The organism is Microcoleus sp. T2B6, assembly GCF_036700475.1.
GTDB lineage: Bacteria > Cyanobacteriota > Cyanobacteriia > Cyanobacteriales > Microcoleaceae > Microcoleus.
In genome coordinates, this window is the sequence record NZ_JAUBOZ010000016.1 from 1 (window position 1) to 19,851 (window position 19,851).

Below are 19,851 nucleotides of genomic sequence, written 5' to 3' on the forward strand. Positions count from 1 at the left end.
AGCCGTGTGCGGTGAAAGTCGCAAGCACGGTTTTGTAGGAGAGATGGTGGGGGACACCCTACCATCGACTCTCTAACGGCATGGGAATTAATCTTACCCACAGTCAGGAGACGGCAGTACCTTTGGTAGTGTCAACTTAAGGTAAAACCGATAGTCCGTCAGGGGTTGAAACCCCCGCCTCAAAGTGAAAGTCCTCTCAAAGAGGACTAATGAGTTCTTCAGTCCTCTTCGAGAGGACTTTAGCTATGAGACAGGGAATTCATTCCCTGGCGGAGTGCCGGGTGGGAGGAGTGGCGGCAGCGCCTTTGGTAGTGTCAACTTAAGGTAAAACCGATAGTCCGTCAGGGGTTGAAACCCCTGCCTCAAAGTGAAAGTCCTCGCTTCAGAGCACTAATGAGTTCTTCAGTCCTCTTCGAGAGGACTTTAGCTATGAGACAGGGAATTCATTCCCTGGCGGACTGGCGGAGTGCCGGGTGAGAGGAGTGGCGGACTAAAAGCTTAAGTTGACACTACCAAAGGCAGTACCGTTTCCCTACTCAAACCATTACCCCCAATTGCATTTGCCTTCTTCCTTCTCCCATACAAAAAAAACCCGGCCTCTCAAAGAAACCGGGTTTTTTGTCAATCAGACGCTTTCTTGTGATGCAGCCTAATCCCTAAAAAAATGTCATATATAAAACTCCAAAAGTCCTTTTTCCCTTCCAATATTCCCAAAGTTTGAGGAGAACCTTTCTCATCCAACAGCGGCTTGACAGCCTCATAAGCAGGCTTGTAATTGTACCAAGGAATAGAAGGCCACAAGTGATGAATCAGATGATAATTCTGCCCCAAAATCAAGATATTTAGAATAGGACTAGGATATACTCTGGCATTTTTCCAACGATCGCGATCGTGAAACGGACGGTGCGGCAAATAATCAAAAAATAACCCCAACGCCAACCCCACCACCAAAGCCGGAGAAAACCAAAAATTCAGGACGTAATCTAAATGGCCGTATTGAATCGAGATATACACGATCGCAATCACAAACAAACGGCTGAAAAACCATTCCAATAATTCGTATTTCCGCCACAGTTTGCGCTTAAAAAAGAAAATCTCGTGGTAAAAAAACCTCGCAGCAATCAACCACAAAGGCCCGCCGGTCGAAACATAATGGTCTGGATCGTTATCTGGGTCATTAACGTGGGCGTGATGCTGCATATGTACCCGCGTAAACACCGGGAAAGCAAAACCCAACATCAGCGCGCTACCGTGTCCCAAAATAGCATTGATCGTGCGATCGCGATGGGCAGCATTGTGAGACGCATCGTGAATCACAGTTCCAGCCATGTGCAAAGCCAACACGTTCAGCGAAAAACAGCACCACTGCGGCCATCCCCAGCACCAGAAACCCAAGTTAGAAATCACGAGAATCGCTACTGCACTCAAAAACAGCAGCAGTGTCGGATTAAAGTCACCGGGAGGACTCAGAAACTCTTTCGGCACTGTCAGCGGCCGTCCTGCCTCCGACATCTTTGTTAAGACTCCTTAATATTTCACACTTGCGTAGTATAAGATACAAGCCAGACAATAGTAAAGTTTTTTGAAATACTCACCGGGCTGAAGGCGCGGTGATTCTTGACGCTTCATAGGGTTCTGCTAACCGTTGGTAGTCTGACAATCCCTCTGCGCCCGTTTTGAGTCGTGGCGATTCCCCATCCCGACTTTTTCTATGATTCTCGAAGCATTTTTATCTCTATCTTGCTCAGTACCACAACTTAGACAAAGCACTGAACGAACAGACAAATCGATTTTACCCCATTTAAAACCACAGTCCGCACAAACTTGGCTAGTAGGCTCCCACCTGCTAATTATTTGGAACTCTCTACCAAACTTCTCAGACTTAGATTCACAGAAAGTCCTAAACTCCCTCCACCCTTGCTGACTAATTGCCCTTGAGAGTTTCCGATTTTTTACCATCCCTGACACGTTTAAATCTTCCAAAATAATCACTTGGTTTTCGTTAACTACTTTAGTTGATAAATTATGTAGGAAATTTTTGCGGGTATCGGCCATGCGGTTGTGCAATTTAGCAATCTTAATTCGGGTTACATTTCTCCTTTTAGAGTCTTTTGGTTGGCGAGCCTCTTTGCGCTGGAGTTTGCGGATTTTTCGGTCTAAATTCTTATAGTTAGGGCTTTGGGCATTTTCACCATTGCTCATCACCGCCAAAGTTTTAATCCCTAAATCAATTCCGATACTTGGGTTTTGGGCCTCAGATTGAATTGGTTGAACTTCTACAACAAAACTTAGGAAATAACGATTTGCACAATCTTTGATTACTGTGACGGAGCTAGGTTCAGACGGTAGGGGTCTTGACCATATTGGTTTGACAATACCAATCTTGGCTAAATAAACACCGCCATTTTTTAGAGAAAAACCTCCAATCCTAAATCGTGCCGACTGGCTATTTGTTCTTTTCTTGAATTTAGGATAACCAACCTTACGACCTTTCCGCTTTCCTTTGCAGGAGTTAAAGAAGTTCTTAAAAGCTGCTTCCAAGTCCGCTACAGACTGCTGTAGAGGAATATTAGAAACTTCGCTCAACCAAGCTCTTTCTTCAGTTTTTTTCGCTTGGGTTATTACGATTTTTTGCAGTTCGGCCGAACTTGGCTTTTTTTCACACTGTTTACAGAGAGCTAGACTATCGTTCCAGATTACCCGAACGCAACCAAACAACTGAGCCAAGCTCTGCTGCTGTTGATTTGTCGGATAAAATCTGTACTTGAATCTCGCCTTCATGGTTATACTGAATATTGGTCAGTAGGTTTTATTATAAATTGGTTTGCAAGCAATGACAACTATTTACCGCCTTGAACGCCATTCTGTTACAGAACTTAAACTACACTTGGTCTGCGTGACAAAATACCGTCGGTCTGTATTCACGGCCGAAAGTATTGATTTGATTGAAAAATCGTTTCGAGACGTAGCCCAAAAAATGAACTTTCAAGTGCTAGAGTTCAATGGCGAAGGCGATCACGTTCATGTGCTGATCGAGTATCCGCCTAAATTGTCTATTTCTCAAATAGTTAACGCATTGAAGGGTGTGTCCAGTCGTCGTTATGGACAAGCTGGACACGAAAAACCCCATAAAGAAGCTTTGTGGAGTCCTAGCTATTTTGCCATTTCTGTAGGGGGTGCGCCCTTAGAAGTTTTGAAGGAGTATATTAGAAATCAGGAAAAGCCGTCCTAAAAGGACGGGGCTTGTGTCCCAATTTTTTGGTCAGGGACTCAGGGCTAAAGGCATGAAAGAACAGAGTTCGATCGCCAAAAACTAGCCTCTGCACAAACAGCAAAGTATTGCTGTTGTACAAGGATACCAGTCCTAGATTAGCCACAGCTCAGCAGACCAAATAAAATCAATGGGTATGTCTGTATTTATGTCAAGCCTGAGAGCGGAAAAATTTGCAAAAAAGAGCGCTCCCCAAGAAAAAATTACCGATCGGTAAAAAGTCAGATATTCTATATATTGTTCAATACCTGCTTTTTTGACGACTATCAAAATTTTTAAGACTTGAGACTAGCGTCATTGCTTGTAGTGCAAAGATGAAACGTTAGCCGAAATTTAAACAAGAAATCCACCTGCCTCCCCAGAACACCGCTGATGCAATTGCCAAAAGCCCTACGCCGGACTAAAATCGTCGCCACCATTGGCCCAGCAACTTCGGACCCACAAGTGCTGCGCCAGCTCATAGAAGCCGGTGCCACAACTTTGCGACTCAACTTTTCCCACGGAACAGAAGAAGACCACCAGCGCAGCATTCGCTTAATCCGGCAAACATCCTTTGAACTCAACCAGCCGGTAGCCATCCTCCAAGACCTCCAAGGCCCGAAAATTCGTTTAGGGCGCTTTGAGACAGGCTCTATAGTTGTCAAAAACGGCGATCCTTTCATTCTCACCAGCCGCCAAGTTCCCGGCACCGAGCTCATTTCTTCCGTCACCTACGACCCCCTAGCAGACGAAGTTCCAGAGGGATCAGTGATTCTGCTTGACGACGGGAAAGTGGAAATGCTGGTCGAAAAAGTAGACCGCGCGGCGCGGGAATTGTACTGCCGCGTCGTAGTCGGCGGGCCGCTTTCCAACAACAAAGGCGTGAATTTTCCGGGAGTTTACCTGTCAATTAAAGCGCTGACTGATAAAGACCGCAAAGATTTAATGTTCGGCCTCGACCAAGGTGTCGATTGGGTGGCCCTGAGCTTTGTGCGAAATCCCCAAGATGTGCTCGAAATTAAAGAGCTGATTGCCAGTGCGGGCAAGCAAGTACCGGTGATTGCTAAGATCGAAAAGCACGAGGCGATCGAACAAATGGAGGAAATTCTCACCCTTTGCAACGGCGTGATGGTCGCCCGTGGCGATTTGGGAGTGGAACTACCCGCCGAAGACGTGCCGATTTTGCAAAAGCGCCTGATTGCTACCTCCAACCGCCTGGGTATTCCGGTAATTACCGCTACCCAGATGCTCGACAGCATGGTCAACAATCCCCGTCCCACCCGCGCCGAGATTTCCGACGTGGCCAACGCGATTCTCGATGGAACTGATGCAGTCATGCTCTCGAATGAAACTGCTGTCGGCAAGTTCCCCGTCGAAGCGGTGGCGACGATGGCGAGAATTGCGGTGCGGATGGAGAGGGAAGGAATTAAGCGGAATATTAGGAATGTAGAAGATATTGGTCGATCGATCCCCAACGGTATCAGCCAAGCAGTCAGCCAAATCTCCGAACAGTTGAACGCCGCGGCCATCATGACGCTGACCAAAACCGGCGCCACAGCCCGAAATGTCTCGAAGTTCCGACCCAAAACTCCGATTTTGGCAGTTACTCCTCACGTAGACGTAGCCCGACAACTGCAATTAGTATGGGGAGTAAAACCCTTGCTGGTGCTGGATTTGCCCTCCACCGGCCAGACATTTCACTCTGCCATGACAGTCGCCCAGGAAAAAGAGTTAGTGTGCGACGGAGATTTAGTGGTGATGACCGCCGGTACTCTGCAAGGGGTTGCCGGATCGACGGATTTGATCAAAGTTGAAGTAGTGACAGCAGTTTTAGGCAAAGGCACCGGTGTCGGTTTGGGATCGGTGAGTGGCCTGGCCAGGGTTGCTCGCACTGCTGCGGATGTAGGCAATTTCCACCCTGGAGAAATTTTGGTAGTGGAACACACCAGCGTCGCTTTTGTGGAGATGATTCGGAAAGCCGCAGGTGTGGTAACGGAGGAGGACAGTTTGACTTCTCACGCCGCGATTATCGGTTTGCGCTTGGGCGTGCCGGTGATGGTGGGCGTAAAGAATGCCACGCGCGTAATTCGGGACGGAACTATGCTGACGCTGGATATGCAGCGGGGTTTAGTTTATTCCGGGGCCAGAGGCGGCTCAACTGACACGGAAGTGACCGTTTAGCTGTTGGTGAGCTAGGAGTTGTGGAATTTTGAATTAAATTCTACAACTCGTTGCTTTTTTCGCTTAGGTTGTGCTATAATTCAAAATTGTCTGTGCCGATGTAGCTCAGGGGTAGAGTATTCGATTCGTAATCGAACGGTCGTGGGTTCAAATCCCACCATCGGCTTTAGGTTTCAGCGATTTTTGTCTATGCTTTAGTCTATGACTGAGCTCAAACTGTGATCAAAACGCAGTTTAACTGCTCAAAAATGCTCTGGGCCAAGTAGCCGAGAGCATTTTTATTTGCCCTAAATCCTTGTGTGGTGCAGATTATGAATTTTTAAAATCATCTCGTTTCCGGTTGCATCGGTATTCTTCAAATGTCCAAACAGTCCGTTGTCATATCAATTCCGGTTGTATCGGAATGGTGAAACCGCAGAGGACACAGAGGATACAGAGAAAGGGAAGAGAGAGATGAATAATTCCGATGCCAACGGATTTGATATCCTATCGTTTCCGGTTGCATTGGAATAATAAAATCGAGTCAACATTTAACACTCAACCATTCAGTTTTTCGACCCATCCTTCTACAGTCAACAGTCAACAGTCAACAGTCAACAGTCAACAGTCAACAGTCAACAATTAACAGTCAACAGTCAACAGTCAACAGAGGACTTACATTCCTGACTAGAAACCGGGCATCGTATTACTTTGGGGGCCGGGGGAGGCGAAAACTCAGGGGACTGAGGATTTGATTGAGAGTTCGCAGTTGTTCCGCAGTACCCAAACAAATCAGCATATCTCCTCCTTCGATCGCAGTTTCTCCAGTAGGCCCGACAATCAAAGTCCCGCCAGCGCGCCGCACCGCTAAAACCAAGGCCCCCGATTGCGATCGCAACTTGGCATTTCTCAAAGTTTGCCCGACGTAGACACAAGTATTGGGATCGACCAAAAATTCTTCCATGTAAAAAGAACTCTCGGTGCCCGTCAAAACACCGTCTAAAAAATCCATAACTTGAGGCCGCAAAGCCGCCGCAGCCATGCGTTTTCCCCCGGTAATGTAGGGGGATACGACGGCATCGGCGCCGCCGCGCTGCAACTTCTTTACCGCTTCTTCTGTGGTGGCGCGGGCGATCGCCCGTACCTTCGGATTCAGAGTTTTCGCTGACATGACAGTGTATAAATTCTCGGCATCCGAAGGCAAAGCTGCTACTATGCAAATTGCGCGATCGATCCCCACACTCAGCAAAATTTCGTCCAAAGTCGCGTCTCCTTGGACAGCCGTGTACCCCAGTGCCAAAGCTGCCTCAACCGACTGCACCGCCGAATCTATCACCACAAAAGAGATATATTCGGCCTGAAATTCCAAGGCAATTTGGCGGCCAGTGCGCCCAAAACCGCAGAGAATGTAATGCCCGATCAAAGAATCTACCAATCGTCGCTGCTGCCTAATTCTTGCTCCTTCTTGAAAATATCCTTCAATCAGCGCTTCTGTAAAGCGGTTGACTATGAAACCAATCACAATCACGCCCATCAAAATCAGCCATATGGTAAACATTCGCCCGCGTTGACCGAGGGGCTGAAGTTCACCGTAGCCGACAGTTGCTAAGGTAATTACTGTCATGTAAGCGGCATCTAGCAAAGACCATCTTTCCACTTGCCAATACCAGAGAGTACCCGTGCAAAAAATGCCGCCAAGGGCGAGGACTCCGTTTCTTAAGTCTTTTTGCAGGCGCTGGTACTTTTGTTCTAAAGTTGAATACACCGATCGGGCTGACCTATTACCTATTACCTGCTACCAATTTTAACGATATCAGCCCTAGACGCAGGGGCGATCAATCGATTTTAGATTTTAGATTTTAGATTTTAGATTGGCCCCACGGATAAATGCGGGGGCTTGAGGATTTTCGATTTTCGATTTTGGATTGATTCCACGGATAAATCTGGGGGCTTGTACCATCAAGAAAATCTTGGTCAAAAAGCCAGTTTCTGCCTAGATACTTTGCTGCCAAACTCAACATTTTGACTCTTAACCTGGTTTTTTTTGCGTGAGTTCCGACTGAGTTCCAATCCCGTCGCAGAGGTGGCGATTGTTTGGATTGGCGATCGGATTTGTCTGAAAATAATTGCGGGCTCCATCGCAACCCTGCAGCAACAAATCGTCTAGATTAAAATTCCACAGCATCACCGTACCGTCAGCACTAGCAGTAGCGATCGCTTTGCCGTCTGGACTAAAACTCGCACTCCAAACAGCATCCTTATTACCTTTTAAAGTTTTGAGCAATGTACCGTCAATGTTCCACAGCCTCACCATTTTGTCTGTGCTTGCAGATAGCAACATTTGACTGTCGGGACTAAAGCTGATATTTGTCACTCCACTTGTATGCTTGAAAATACTTAGCGGTGTGCCGTCTTTGCTCCAAATTCTCGCACCTCCCCCAGCACTGGCCGTCGCCAGCATTGCTCCGTCTGGACTGAAAGCTACACTCATTATTTTATCACTTTCAATCTGTAAAGTTCGGAGCAATTTGATATCGGTGCTTGCTTCAATTGACTGCTGTTTTTGCAACTTTTCCACAATCTTTCTCAAACTCCAAAGTTTAACAGTGCCATCAGTAGCAGCCGCAGCAATTATCTGGCCGTCTGGGCTAAAACTCGTGCTGGTTATCCAACCTCGCTCCACTTTTAAACTTAACAATTCTTCACCGTTTATTTTCCATAGTTTAACTGTTCCATCGGCACTTGCTGAAGCGATGATTTTACCATCTGGACTAAAAGAGACGCTTGTTATTTGACCGCTGTGTCCTTTTATATCATGAATTAACTGGCCATCTCTTTGCCAAATTTTGACAGTTTGATCGTCGCTTGCTGAGACAAGTATCTGACCGCTAGGGCTGAAAATTGCCCTTCTAATTTTATCAGTATGCCCGGTCAATGTTGCTTGCAAAGTTCCATTAGTTTGCCAAAGTTTGATATAATTGTCATCGGTAGCAGTCACAAGTGTTTGACTGTCGGGACTGAAACTCACGAAAGCAAGGGTACTGGCTTGACTCTGTAAGTGGCGGCGTTCCCGAAAGTTGTAAACTGCCTGTTCGAGGGCGATCGCCACTCGCATCTGAATATCTGAGCTGACTCCGAGCGATCGTTTCATTTCTGTAACAGCTCTGATGCTTTCTAGCAAAGCTTCGTCTTTTTTATCCGCAGCAAATAGCGTTTCTGATAGCAAACTGAGAGTGAGAATTTTGTGGTTTCTTTCTTCGATGGACGGTTTTACCCAAAAAGTTACTATCAGGATTGATATTAATATGACTGCGGCTCCTGTAACTGTTTGCACTCTCAGTTGTTGCTCGCGCCAAAGTTTAACTGCAATCGCTTTTTTCTGCTTTTGTGCTTCGCTTAGTTCCTCTAGTAACTTTTTTTCGCGGCGCAGTTGTTCCATTTCAGCTTGAGTTTGTTTTTCGCGATCGCGCAATTTGGCAAATTCCGCTTCTTGACTCGCACCTAAAAATTGATAATCTTGGGTGTTCAAACTTTTATTTGCCGCCCACTGTCGGGCATCTTCCAGTGCTTGACCGCGCAACAAGCGAGATTCGTCTTGACAATTTGTAGCTATCCATGCTGTTAGGGATTCAGCATAGGGGCGCAAGTCGCCGAGCGCTTTTTCTACCCAGTTATGGTTGAATATAGCTGCGTAAATGCGGTTGGATACGGTTAATTTCCCGGCTCGTTTTACTACTAATCCGCTCAGTCGCAATTCTGTTTGTTCGGGAGTATCATCGGCCCAGATTCCCCCTACCAGGGCGGGCACGGGGGCACCGCCCCTACAATCGGGGGGTTCTGAAGGTTGCTGATTTCCACTCAGTTGCTGTTCGGTTTGTTCGGGAGTATCATCGGCGCAGATCCCCCCTGCCCCCCTTAACAAGGGTAATTCTGGCATTTTCTCCCCCCTTATTAAGGGCAGAGCTGTTTCATTCTCAGAAAAACCAGGGTTTTGTAGGGGCGGTGCCCCCGTGCCCGCCCAGCCCATAGACGAGCGGGTCGGGGTTTCAGATATCGGGGCAACCACGGGGGGATTGCCCCTACAAGAGAATGAAACAGCCCCCCTTATTAAGGGGGGTTGGGGGGGATCGCAGGGTGACAATATTTTTTGATATAGTCCTAATAACCTACTGGCGCGGTGCGGACTTCTGAGAAGGCGATCGCGAATTGTTTTGATGTGTACCGGTTCATCGGATGATTCCCAATTATCAATAATATGAGATTGCACTATCTCGCTAATTAATAATTGATTTGTAGTAGAATTTTCAGTTTTGCTTTCATCGGTTGAATCTGATATAATAGAAGCCGACGCTAAGCTTTTTACATGGTGCAAAATCAGCTTGCAAAGCTTTTGAGTCAGAAATGGCTGTCCTCCAGTCCAGTCCAAAATCTCTTTTAAAACCTCTTGAGGATTGTCTACTTTTCCCTCAAATCCCTTTGCTAAAGGCAGAGCTTCTTGTAAGTTAAAACCGTGCAATTCAATAGGTAAACCGATATTAAAGGGCGTGCGAGTTGCATCGCTAATTAAATCCGATGGCGTAGCTACTCCCAGCAAAGCAAATGTAATGCGCTGGTATTCTGAATTGTGAGCCCGTTTATTGTAGCAACATCTAATTAATGCAAAAAAATCGTCTAGCGGTTCTTGGAAACTCAGAACGCTATCAATTTCATCAATAAAAATGACCAGGTTTTGAGAAATTTTGACCAGCAGCAATTCTTCAATTAACTCTCCTAAGCGCTGCACCGGCGACATCAACTCTCTCTCCCGCCACCAAGCCATAAACTCGACTGGGTTAAACAGGTTGAAACTGCACAATAGCTTGTAAGCGACGCCGCCGTACCACTTATCTAGAGAGACTTGCTGGTTGCCAATGTCCGAAAGGTCGATCGTAGCACAGGCAATGCCATCAGCCGAGAGTTTTTGTACAGTTCGCACCAGCAAACTGGATTTGCCCATTTGTCGGGAATTGAGCACGTAACAAAACTCTCCAGCTTTCAGGGCTTGATAAAGTTCTGAGTCAGCTTGTCGCACTACATAAGTAGGTGCATTTTGCGGGAGACTGCCGCCGATTTGATATTGGTAATCGACTGTCATTATCTTGCTTATAGTTAGATTATTTTGTCACTTCAGTTGTGCCTTGACCGCAAATAAGCTTGCCATTTTGATAAGTTGGTTCCGCTGGTTCAATTGTACCGGGAGAATCTGATTGGCACAAGATGGATGCTGTTGTCATTTCATTCTTAGCAACTTTGGCATCGACTTTTTTACCAGGAACTACAAAGACACCGCCGATATAACTTTTAAGTTCTTGCTTGGAGATTCCATAATTAAATACTGCTTGGTTGGTGGCGCGAATTGAATATTTGTAGTTTGTTGTTTCAGTTTTAAGACCAATCCCCAGTGCTTCAACTGAATTGGAAAAACTACGTCTGTCTAAAAAGTTCGCTTGCTGAGCTTGGTTGATTGAGCTAACATACTGTTTTGCTTCCGCTTGCTTTGCTTTATTGGCGCTCTTCAAGAATGATGGAAGCTCGAAAGCATAAAATGTTAGTGGCCAAAGCAATATCAAAAGCACTAAACATCCACAGCCAGCATAAATAGGTGAATTTCTATCTGACTTAGAATTTTCTTGACTCATGGTATTCTAGCCTCATTATTTGTAGTTTTACCTAAGTTTCCCGGTTAAAGTCCCTATTTAGTGACTTTCTTTGTTCCCTTACCGCAGATAGGGTAGCCTTTTTCCAGCTTGGGTAACTGCGGTTTAATAATCCCTCGTTTTTCAGCTTCACAGATGATAGTTATACTGGTCTTTTGGTTAGCAGGAGCCTTGTTATCAACATTTTGAGGTGGAACCCGGAAGTCTCCAGCAGTAGAGCTTTTAAAAGCGTTAACCATTATATGCAATGCTAACTGGCTTAGAATATTGTTGAGTCATGGTATGGTATCCTCTCTGTTTGTAGTAAGGACTTTCTCTGGCCTATACTTAGATTATCTGGTCACTTCTGTTGTGCCTTGCCCACAAGCAATTTTACCATTTTTATAGGTGGGTTCCGCTGGTTTTATTGTACCAGCCGAATCAGCTTCGCACAATATGGATGCTGTTGTCATTTTATCTTTAGCAGCCTTGGCATCAACTTCTTTAGCAGGAAGTACAAAGACACCCCCCACATAGCTTTTAAGTTCTTTTTTCGGCGATAGTGCATAATTAAATGCTGTTTTTTTGGTGATGTAAAGTGAATAGTGGTATGCTGTTTCTGTTTTACTGCTAATTTCTAAAGCTTTAACAGAAGTAGTAAAAGCAGCTTTTTCGAGAAAGTGAGATTGCTGGACTTTGTTCATTGCATTAACATACATTTTGGCTGCCGTTACCTGTTCCTTTGCCTTCTTAAGCCTATACATCGTATCTACATAAGCCGCAAGAATTATCGCAAGAAATATCAAAACCATTACGCATCCAAAACCCTTAGATGGAAAGCTAGCTAATTTAGAATTTGCTTGGCTCATGGTATTGTCTCCTCTATCTTTGTAGTAAGACTTTGAATCAGGGAAAACTTAATTAAATGTAGATTAGATATTGTCATCGGTTGTCATTATCTCGCCTAAACTTAGATTATTTGGTCACTTGTCTTGTGCCTGTACCGCACAGGCTTTCACCATTTTGATAAGTTGGTTCCGCTGGTTTAATTGTACCAGGAGAATCAGCTTCGCAAATTATGGATTCTGTTGTCGTTATTTCATATTTTGTAGCATTGGGAGCAACTTCTTTAACAGAAACTATAAAGACACCGCCGACATAGCTTTTTTTTCTGGCTGCTTGGATACTCCATAACTAAATGCTGCTTTTTTAGTCTCGAGAATTGAATATTTGTAGTTGGTTGTTTCTGTTTTAATACCCAACCCTAAAGCATCAATAGAAGTGGCCAAAGCATTGTTTTCTGCAAAATAAGCTTGCTGACCTTTGTTCATTGAACTAACATACTGTTTGCCTTCCGATTGCTTTGCCTTCCCAGCCTGCTTCAGAAATGATGGCAGAGCGATCACACCAATTGCTCCAATGGTCATTAAAAGCAATAAGCATCCGCAACCGCCATAAGCTGCATTGCTAATACTTGATTCTTGATATTTAGTCATGGTTTTGTCTCCTTAAATGGTATGTACAATGCAAATCAAATTCAGTGAGGCAGAGGCTTTGGAGCTGCGTTACCAGGCAGAGGGTGGGAACCAGGAATAATCTTGCCTATAGTGAGATTATTTGGTTACTTGTGTTGTGCTTTTACCGCAAAGCATTTGACCATTTTCATAGGTGGGTGCTGGTGGTTGAATTGTACCGGGAGAATCAGCTCGGCACAATATAAATGTGGTCGTTATTTTATTTTTAGAAGAATTTGAGTCAACTTTTATAGCAGGAATTACAATGACACCACCGACATAGCTTTTAAGGTCTTTTTGCTGGGATACTCCATAATTAAAAGCAGTTTGCTTTGTAGCGCGAACTGAATACTTGTAATTTGTTGTCTCCGTTTTAATCCCAATCCCCAAAGCATTAACAGAAGTGGCAAAAGCACTTTTCTCTATAAATAGGGCTTGCTGTGCGCGGTTCATGGAGCCAACATACATTTTTGCTTCTGATTCCTTAGCTTGATTCCTCTGAGATAGATATGATAGAGTTGATGGAAGGTCAATTAGTGCGATGAACATACAAATCAATAAGATTTTGCAACCGCCATTAATTAAATTTCTAATTAATTTTTGCTTCCTAGTCATGGCTTTATCTCCTTAATTTGACAATTCCATTAAATCAATTGGTTGGCTAAGCCCACCATGCTACGGCCTCAATGAAACCCTATTTTGTTACCTGTGTTGTCCCTGTTTCACAAACTAATTTACCCTTGTGAAGGGTTGGAGGTAGCGGGGGCATTGTACCGGGTTTGTCAGCGCTACACAGGATGCTTTCTGTTGTTATTTCATCCTTGGCATTATTTGACTTGACTCGTGTTACAAAGACACCGCCGACATAACTCTTAAGTTGTGGTTGCTTGGATACTCCATAATTAAAGGCAGTTTGCTTTGTGGCGCGAACTGAATACTTGTAATTTGTTGTCTCCGTTTTTATCCCAAGTTCCAAAGCATTAACAGAACGCGAAAAAACACTTTTTTCGGCAAAATCTGCTTGCTGAGCTTTGTTCATTGAGTTCACATACTGTTTTGCTTCTGACTGCTTGCTTCTATTGGTATTAGTGAGATAAAATGGCAGAGCTATCCCATTCATTACTCCAATACCGGCTATAAGTAATAAGCATCCGCAACCGCGAGAAGCTGCATTGCGAACTATTGATTCTGGATTGTTAGTCATGGTGTTGTCTCCTTAAATGGTATATACAATGCGAATTAAAGTCGGCGAGGCAGAGCCTCTGGATCTGCGTTACCAGGCTCTGCCTGGTAACGAGGAAAAGGGGGAAATACTAATCTCTAAGCTCGCAGCTTTTGTACTTCTTTCCGGTCAATGGATGTGGGCTGAATCACTTTACTGCCGATCGCAAAATCGCGCAATTCCACTCTCGTAAACTTCACACCCCAAGGATCTGTCGTTGTATCCAACTCTTCCACTAAAGCATTATTAATCTCATGTCGAGCCGTGTAGAGTTCCTCGACAGATAATTTAGCAAGGTGAGTCCGAATTGAAAGAATCAGCATATTTAACATCGCTTCCTTGAGATTCTGCACTTTGTAAGAAGCTTTTTCTAAGTCAATGATTCGCCAGTACACAATAAAATCAACGGTGACGGCAACCCGATCGCGCGTCGTGCATTCTTGCGGTGACAGCCTTAAAATCTGCTCGCGCAGAGTTTGTTTATAGGCGACTTGCTCGACAAAGGGAATCAAAAATGTTATACCCGGTTCGAGTTTCTTGCGATCGTACTTTCCGAAAATTTCCACTAACGCCTCATCTCCTTGACGGACGATTTTTACACTGCTGGCTAAGGATACTCCGGTGATGGCAAACAATACAGTCAAAAAATACTGATACATAGTGAATCTCCTGGTAAATAGTTGACAGTTGACAGTTGACAGTTGACAGTTGACGGTGATTTCTTAGTCCGCGAAGGCGGACTTTGTTTGTGTAGAAGCGATTTCAATCGCCGAGTCATAAAAGAGCTAACTGAGATTTAGCTGTTGATGTGAATTAATCTGTCAGGTACAACAATCAGCGTGTTTCCTTCGCGGCGCAAAACATAAACTTTTTGTCTGGGTGCGATCGCCCCTTGGGAGTCTTCATTGCGAGCTTTCCACGAAGCCCCTTCATAAATCACCATTCCGGTTTCTCCGGGGAAAATTTCGGAGATTGTTGTCGCTTCCGTGGCTTCGGGAATGACAAACTTTTTGCGAACAATAAAAATGGGTCTAATCCAGATGCTCAGCGCGAGGGCTATCCCCATCCAGTAGAAGATTTGCCAGTCAAAATCTTCATACATTATGTTCGCCCAACTAAACTCAAATACTACAGATCCTCTCCACAAAATAAATGATTCAATTACAGCCGAAGCTCCCATCATTAGCAGGTAAAATCTGTATTTTTGGGGCTGAGTTTTGATGATTAATAGCTCCATCGCACTAAGCACAACTCCGAGCAGCAACCAGAATAGGGGCGGGGTGAAGGCGAAACCTGGTTGATTAGTGGCTGAGGCCAGCGACCAAATTAGGATAGAATACACAATGCTTTTACCTCGTTTTGATGGGATTCAACCTTGTTATTTCTAATCTAATCAGGTGGCTATTTGAGTTGGCGACTGAGTTATTTGAAAATTCATCGACTTTTCATCGACTTTTCATCGACTTTAGGGGCGGTTGGCATTTATGATGGTTTCAGTGTTTTGATTGTGATAAGCAATGCCACGATCGCTAAGGGTGCGCGAAGAGTGCATTCGCGCAGTTAAATCCTGTCTCCTGAGAAATGGCTTCCCCAGTCAGAAAATCCTGGCTGAGGATTTAGGGATGGCCCAATCTACTGTCAGCCATTTTCTGAATGGCAAACCTGTGGATTATGCCAATTTCATCGAAATTTGTCGCGGATTGGGGCAGGAATGGCGCGATATAGCCGATTTTGAGGCGAATTCAGAGCCAGAGGAGGTAGTGCTGGTGAGGGCAAAAGTGGCGATCGCCCGATCGACCTCACACAAAACCCTTTCCCAGCAGTTACACCAAGCTTTGAGTGCGGGAGGCCACGAGGTCTTTTTTATTAACAACAGCAGCGACTCAGCCTCATATTTAAAGCGTTGCGATTATTTGCTGTTGCTGATTTCCGAAGAATCGGCCGCGAGCGAAATGATATTGGAACAAGTGCAGCTAGCCAAGGAATTGCACAATCTAACTGCTCATAAACCCGCAATTTTACCGATTTTAGTTGAATTAAATACACCGCTTTCTTTTGATTTACTGAGCTATTTAGCAGGAATTCAGCCCTGGCTGTGGCGCGGTGTTGGCGACTCATTTAAGTTAATATCACAAATTTTAACCATTATCAAAGAAGGTCGCACATCGTTAACTGCCGATCATGAATTGGCTGTAGAATGGCAAGTAATTACTAGCACCAAACAGTCAATAAGTCAACCCCTGCCAGCCGCGCCGCCAGAATTGCCGGGAGGACAAGTTGAACTCACTTCTTGTTTTTATATCGATCGCCCTCCGATCGAATCCCGCTGTTACGAGACGATCGCCCAACCGGGAGCCCTGATCCGCATAAAAGCACCCAGACAAATGGGCAAAACTTCCTTGATGGCGAGGATTTTGCATCACGCAGAAGCGCAAGGTTCTCGCACGGTAGCGCTCAGTTTTCAGCTAGCAAATCGGAAAATATTCGCTAATTCAGATACATTTTTGCAGTGGTTTTGTGCTAGCATCGGTCAAGAGTTAGGAATGCTGGAGCAGTTGCCCAAGTGTTGGGAATTAGCCGATTTGATTGGCAGCAATCAGTGCTGCAAGGCTTATTTTGAACAGTATTTGCTGTCTGAATCCTCAAAACCTCTGACGTTAGGCTTGGATGAGAGCGATCGCCTGTTTGAATCACCGGAAATTGCTGATGATTTTTTTGGCTTATTGCGAGCTTTGCACGAAGAAGCAAAACGGCGAGATATTTGGAAAAAGTTTCGTTTGATTGTGGTGCATTCCACAGAAGTTTATATCCCGCTGGATGTGAATAAATCTCCTTTTAATGTGGGTTTACCGATTGAATTACCTGAGTTTAATTCGCAGCAAGTGCAAGATTTGGCTAAACGGCACGGCTTGAAGTGGAGTGGGAATGAAGTTGCAGAATTGATGGGGTTAGTGGGCGGAAATCCTTATTTAGTGCGGCTAGGAATGTATCATATTTCGCGTCAAGATGTGACTTTAGATCGGTTAGTGAAAGAATCTGCAACTGAAGCGGGAATTTACAGCGATCATTTGCGGCGCCATTTATGGAATTTAGAGAAATATTCGGAATTAATGGAGGCGATGAGAGAAATTGTTAGTGTTTCCCAGCCAGTTAGATTGAGGTCAGAATTGGGGTTTAAGTTAAATAGTATGGGGTTGGTGAAATTGGATGGAAATCATTGCATTCCGAGATGTCGGTTGTATCAGGAGTATTTTGGCGATCGGCTATAAGCCCAGAGAAACCGGGTTTCTGAGGAAAAATCTCAGGTTGATTGCCAAGTCTTGGCCAGAAACCCGGTTTCTAACCCTGGGATAACTCCAGAGAAACCGGGTTTCTGAGGAAAAATCTCAGGTTGATTGCCAAGTCTTGGCCAGAAACCCGGTTTCTGTCACAGGTGTGTGTTGCGTAAGTCCCAGAAAAGTCGATGAGAAGTCGATGAGAACTCACTCAACTTCTCAAATAGGCACGTGATTTAATAAAAATAGAGTAGAAGCAAGGCGCAGTAGGTGAGGTTTGCAAGCCCCACCGCACTCAATGGACTGGATGAAAACGACGCTAAAAATAACTTGCTTGTTTTTCTTGGCATCGACTGTTCGATTAGGCGATATTAGACAAGCTACGCCTGCACTCGCTGTTTGACTCTATAGCAATCCTAAATGATTCAGATAAATTTGTAGGGGTAGTGCTACCCCTACTCCCCGTGCCTACCCCCTATCTATAGGGCAACCACGGGGGGATTGCCCCTACAATAATTATGAGAATGATTTAGGATTGCTATAGAATCCCCATGTGTTTACGCTGGGGAGTATGTCAATCACTTGAAAACTACTCTGCTAACACATTTTGACAACTACCATGCAGCTTAAAAAAAATCCTCAACTCGATGCACTCAACAAACAAGCAGTATCGAGAACAACCATGCAGCTTAAGACAAACCCTCAACTCGATGCACTCGATAAAAAAGCGGAATATTCAGAAAAAAATATTCTCCCTGACAAAAAACGTAAATCATGGGTAGGAATCTTACTGAGGATCACTTTTATTTACTTTCCTCTGGGCAGCATAATAGTTGGTGCGATCGCCCTCCCTTCTTTTGTCGGTTGTGGTGGCAAGGCGAAGCAATCAGAAGGTAAACAATATGTTAGCTCAATGAACAAAGGTCAACAAGCAATATACGTCGAGGATGGCGCATTTTCCAATTCCGTTAATGCCCTAGGCCTCGGCATTAAAACTCAGACAACAAACTATAACTATTCAACCATATCTACCAAAAATGCTGCGTTTAGTTATGGTGTAGCCCGCAGCAATAATCTTCGTAGCTATGTCGGGGCTGTCTTTTTAGTACCTGTTTCCCAAGCAGCTAACAAAGGGAAGACTACTGTCTCCATTCTGTGTGGAGCAAATTCTCCTGGAAATACCCAACCGTCTGCTCCTATCCTTCAGAATGGTAATCCTGTCTGCGCTGCTGGTAGTAGCGACGTGCTTAAGTAAATATCGACATTAATGATAATCTCATGTTACCTGAAATTGTCAAAGGCTTCATCATCTTAGCTTGCATCTTCATTCCCCTCGAAAGAATCTTTTCCTTGCACAAGCAAAAGATATTTCGTTTCGGATGGGAAACCGATGCCACATATTTTTTTACAGGTCACTTTATTGGTAGATTAGGCGCTATTGTTGTGACTGTAATTTTGTCGCTGATGACTAATTTACTCAACCCGGAATTGCAAAGCAAAGTAGCCTCTCAACCTGTATGGTTGCAGTTGGCAGAAGCAGTTATCGTTTCCGATATGGCATATTATATCGCTCATAGACTACTGCATGAAGTACCCTGGCTTTGGCAATTCCATGCAGTCCATCACAGCATTGAACATATGGATTGGTTAGCAGCAGTGCGGGTGCATCCCTGCGAGCAACTCTTTACTCAGATTTGCAAAATTATGCCTCTTTACTGGTTGGGATTTACCAAGGAGAGTTTGGTGGTTTATGCTCTTTATTCGGCGGCGATCGCTTTCTTAATTCATTCTAATATTAAATTAAAATTTGGCATCCTAAAATGGTTCGTAGCCACCCCACAATTTCATCACTGGCATCACAGTAAAATTCCCGGAATAAACAACAAAAACTTTGCTGTTCAGTTGCCACTGTTAGATTTGCTATTTGGCACTATCTATATGCCAGCCAAAAAAATGCCTCATCAATATGGAATCTGTGATTCTATACCTGCTGGATATGTCGGACAAATGTTCTATCCATTTTCAAGGATGATTAAAAATGCTAGATAAAAATGCAAAACCAGGTATTAATCGCTATTCTCGCTTTTTGCTGGCAATTATGGGTTTGGGCTTGACGAGTGTTGCTTCTGTGGGTGCAGTTGCCCTATTTCATCACATGGATATCCTAACTTTTATCGCCAGTTTAAATACGAAACAAGTAACTGTTGCCCAATTGCAGCAGAATAAGTTAAAACCAGTGATTTTGATCGATGTGCGATCGCCCGAAGAATACGCGGAAGATCGCATCGGTGAAAGTCCCCTTGTTCCCATAATTGATATTGAGATGGGGTTCGGTGTCAAGCAGATTCAATCCATTGTCAAAGCTAGGGTTAAATCCGATCGACCTCAGCCGATAATTGTACTTTATTGTGCCAGAGGAGGGCGATCGGTTAAAGCATACAAACAGTTGGAAAAACTCGCTCGGTATTCCCAAGAAGCTGCGGGAAATGAGACTAATAAGATTAAGGATATTAGCCTGAATGTTGTTGTCCTTTCAGGAGGTATCAAAGCGTGGCGGCAAGCAGTGCCGGCTCCAAAAGATGCCCAGATATTAGCTCCAATTACTTTGGGGAGTTTGATAAAGTCTCCGTCAGTCACCCTGCTTTCGGAATGAATCGGGGCAGTTGTGACCAAATTGATTTCTATAAAATCTCTATCAATGGAAGGGTGTATGCGGCTGACAGATTCGCTATCTTGAAAGTAATTAGCCAGAATC

The 19,851-nt window shown here is 44.5% G+C and carries 17 protein-coding genes, 1 tRNA gene and 1 pseudogene; 7 read left to right on the forward strand and 12 right to left on the reverse strand.

The features are described from left to right. Positions 1-621: 621 nt before the first annotated feature. Positions 622-1,512 carry a beta-carotene hydroxylase gene (gene crtR, locus QUA00_RS09585; RefSeq protein WP_333306853.1) on the reverse strand — a complete coding sequence of 297 codons (891 nt, stop codon included), beginning with the start codon at positions 1,510-1,512 and terminating at the stop codon, positions 622-624. Between the two features lie 126 nt (positions 1,513-1,638). After that, positions 1,639-2,781, reverse strand: a complete 1,143-nt coding sequence (locus QUA00_RS09590) for a transposase (protein ID WP_333306851.1) — start codon at positions 2,779-2,781, stop codon at positions 1,639-1,641. A gap of 52 nt (positions 2,782-2,833) precedes the next feature. Between QUA00_RS09590 and tnpA the strand changes: the two genes are divergently transcribed. The 3 genes from tnpA to QUA00_RS09605 all read left to right on the forward strand — a co-directional run bounded on the left by tnpA (position 2,834) and on the right by QUA00_RS09605 (position 5,597). After that, positions 2,834-3,232 carry an IS200/IS605 family transposase gene (gene tnpA / locus QUA00_RS09595; RefSeq protein ID WP_333306849.1) on the forward strand — a complete coding sequence of 133 codons (399 nt, stop codon included), beginning with the start codon at positions 2,834-2,836 and terminating at the stop codon, positions 3,230-3,232. Between the two features lie 411 nt (positions 3,233-3,643). Then, entirely contained in the window at positions 3,644-5,431 is a 1,788-nt protein-coding gene (gene pyk / locus QUA00_RS09600; protein WP_333409464.1) for a pyruvate kinase, read from the forward strand. A gap of 94 nt (positions 5,432-5,525) precedes the next feature. After that, positions 5,526-5,597 (forward strand) — tRNA-Thr (locus tag QUA00_RS09605). A gap of 519 nt (positions 5,598-6,116) precedes the next feature. Here QUA00_RS09605 and QUA00_RS09610 read toward each other — a convergent pair. From QUA00_RS09610 to QUA00_RS09655, 10 genes and pseudogenes are all read right to left on the reverse strand, one after another. Further along, complete coding sequence (locus QUA00_RS09610; protein ID WP_333409465.1) at positions 6,117-7,175, reverse strand: potassium channel protein; 1,059 nt, start codon at positions 7,173-7,175, stop codon at positions 6,117-6,119. A gap of 264 nt (positions 7,176-7,439) precedes the next feature. Then, on the reverse strand, positions 7,440-10,544 hold the full coding sequence (locus QUA00_RS09615) for an AAA-like domain-containing protein (RefSeq protein WP_333409466.1): 3,105 nt from the start codon (positions 10,542-10,544) through the stop codon (positions 7,440-7,442). A gap of 19 nt (positions 10,545-10,563) precedes the next feature. Next, positions 10,564-11,088, reverse strand: a complete 525-nt coding sequence (locus QUA00_RS09620) for a type IV pilin-like G/H family protein (RefSeq protein WP_333409467.1) — start codon at positions 11,086-11,088, stop codon at positions 10,564-10,566. Positions 11,089-11,141: 53 nt separating this feature from the next. Continuing rightward, positions 11,142-11,345: a hypothetical protein gene (locus QUA00_RS09625; RefSeq protein ID WP_333409468.1), complete on the reverse strand. Its 204-nt coding sequence runs from the start codon at positions 11,343-11,345 to the stop codon at positions 11,142-11,144. 93 nt (positions 11,346-11,438) lie between these two features. After that, complete coding sequence (locus QUA00_RS09630) at positions 11,439-11,954, reverse strand: type IV pilin-like G/H family protein (protein WP_333409469.1); 516 nt, start codon at positions 11,952-11,954, stop codon at positions 11,439-11,441. A gap of 106 nt (positions 11,955-12,060) precedes the next feature. Beyond that, positions 12,061-12,581, reverse strand: a pseudogene (locus QUA00_RS09635) (type IV pilin-like G/H family protein). 117 nt (positions 12,582-12,698) lie between these two features. Further along, a complete protein-coding gene (locus QUA00_RS09640; RefSeq protein WP_333409470.1) occupies positions 12,699-13,214 on the reverse strand; it encodes a type IV pilin-like G/H family protein in 516 nt (171 codons plus the stop codon). A gap of 79 nt (positions 13,215-13,293) precedes the next feature. Next, positions 13,294-13,803 carry a type IV pilin-like G/H family protein gene (locus QUA00_RS09645; RefSeq protein ID WP_333409471.1) on the reverse strand — a complete coding sequence of 170 codons (510 nt, stop codon included), beginning with the start codon at positions 13,801-13,803 and terminating at the stop codon, positions 13,294-13,296. 116 nt (positions 13,804-13,919) lie between these two features. Then, complete coding sequence (locus tag QUA00_RS09650) at positions 13,920-14,480, reverse strand: SPFH domain-containing protein (protein WP_333409472.1); 561 nt, start codon at positions 14,478-14,480, stop codon at positions 13,920-13,922. Positions 14,481-14,617: 137 nt separating this feature from the next. After that, a complete protein-coding gene (locus QUA00_RS09655; RefSeq protein WP_333409473.1) occupies positions 14,618-15,163 on the reverse strand; it encodes an NfeD family protein in 546 nt (181 codons plus the stop codon). A gap of 175 nt (positions 15,164-15,338) precedes the next feature. On the opposite strand from QUA00_RS09655, the gene QUA00_RS09660 reads away from it, so the two are divergent. The 4 genes from QUA00_RS09660 to QUA00_RS09675 all read left to right on the forward strand — a co-directional run bounded on the left by QUA00_RS09660 (position 15,339) and on the right by QUA00_RS09675 (position 19,749). After that, the gene (locus QUA00_RS09660) at positions 15,339-17,090 is read left to right on the forward strand and encodes an AAA-like domain-containing protein (RefSeq protein WP_333409474.1); all 1,752 of its coding nucleotides are present in this window, start codon (positions 15,339-15,341) and stop codon (positions 17,088-17,090) included. A 625-nt stretch (positions 17,091-17,715) separates the two neighbouring features. Continuing rightward, the gene (locus tag QUA00_RS09665; RefSeq protein ID WP_333141959.1) at positions 17,716-18,351 is read left to right on the forward strand and encodes a type IV pilin-like G/H family protein; all 636 of its coding nucleotides are present in this window, start codon (positions 17,716-17,718) and stop codon (positions 18,349-18,351) included. Between the two features lie 23 nt (positions 18,352-18,374). After that, on the forward strand, positions 18,375-19,145 hold the full coding sequence (locus QUA00_RS09670) for a sterol desaturase family protein (RefSeq protein ID WP_333141958.1): 771 nt from the start codon (positions 18,375-18,377) through the stop codon (positions 19,143-19,145). Then, positions 19,135-19,749, forward strand: coding sequence for a rhodanese-like domain-containing protein (locus tag QUA00_RS09675; RefSeq protein WP_333141957.1), 615 nt, complete (start codon positions 19,135-19,137; stop codon positions 19,747-19,749). Before QUA00_RS09670 ends, QUA00_RS09675 begins: the two co-directional genes overlap by 11 nt. Positions 19,750-19,851: the final 102 nt, after the last annotated feature.

Bases quoted from the DNA above. Each gene is read 5' to 3' on its own strand.
- pyk (WP_333409464.1), top strand. From the start codon at position 3,644: ATGCAATTGCCAAAAGCCCTACGCCGGACTAAAATCGTCGCCACCATT.
- QUA00_RS09670 (WP_333141958.1), top strand. From the start codon at position 18,375: ATGTTACCTGAAATTGTCAAAGGCTTCATCATCTTAGCTTGCATCTTC.
- QUA00_RS09615 (WP_333409466.1), bottom strand. From the start codon at position 10,544: ATGACAGTCGATTACCAATATCAAATCGGCGGCAGTCTCCCGCAAAAT.
- QUA00_RS09630 (WP_333409469.1), bottom strand. From the start codon at position 11,954: ATGAGCCAAGCAAATTCTAAATTAGCTAGCTTTCCATCTAAGGGTTTT.
- QUA00_RS09660 (WP_333409474.1), top strand. From the start codon at position 15,339: ATGCCACGATCGCTAAGGGTGCGCGAAGAGTGCATTCGCGCAGTTAAA.
- QUA00_RS09650 (WP_333409472.1), bottom strand. From the start codon at position 14,480: ATGTATCAGTATTTTTTGACTGTATTGTTTGCCATCACCGGAGTATCC.
- QUA00_RS09640 (WP_333409470.1), bottom strand. From the start codon at position 13,214: ATGACTAGGAAGCAAAAATTAATTAGAAATTTAATTAATGGCGGTTGC.
- QUA00_RS09675 (WP_333141957.1), top strand. From the start codon at position 19,135: ATGCTAGATAAAAATGCAAAACCAGGTATTAATCGCTATTCTCGCTTT.
- crtR (WP_333306853.1), bottom strand. From the start codon at position 1,512: ATGTCGGAGGCAGGACGGCCGCTGACAGTGCCGAAAGAGTTTCTGAGT.
- QUA00_RS09625 (WP_333409468.1), bottom strand. From the start codon at position 11,345: ATGGTTAACGCTTTTAAAAGCTCTACTGCTGGAGACTTCCGGGTTCCA.
- QUA00_RS09620 (WP_333409467.1), bottom strand. From the start codon at position 11,088: ATGAGTCAAGAAAATTCTAAGTCAGATAGAAATTCACCTATTTATGCT.
- tnpA (WP_333306849.1), top strand. From the start codon at position 2,834: ATGACAACTATTTACCGCCTTGAACGCCATTCTGTTACAGAACTTAAA.
- QUA00_RS09590 (WP_333306851.1), bottom strand. From the start codon at position 2,781: ATGAAGGCGAGATTCAAGTACAGATTTTATCCGACAAATCAACAGCAG.
- QUA00_RS09665 (WP_333141959.1), top strand. From the start codon at position 17,716: ATGCAGCTTAAAAAAAATCCTCAACTCGATGCACTCAACAAACAAGCA.
- QUA00_RS09645 (WP_333409471.1), bottom strand. From the start codon at position 13,803: ATGACTAACAATCCAGAATCAATAGTTCGCAATGCAGCTTCTCGCGGT.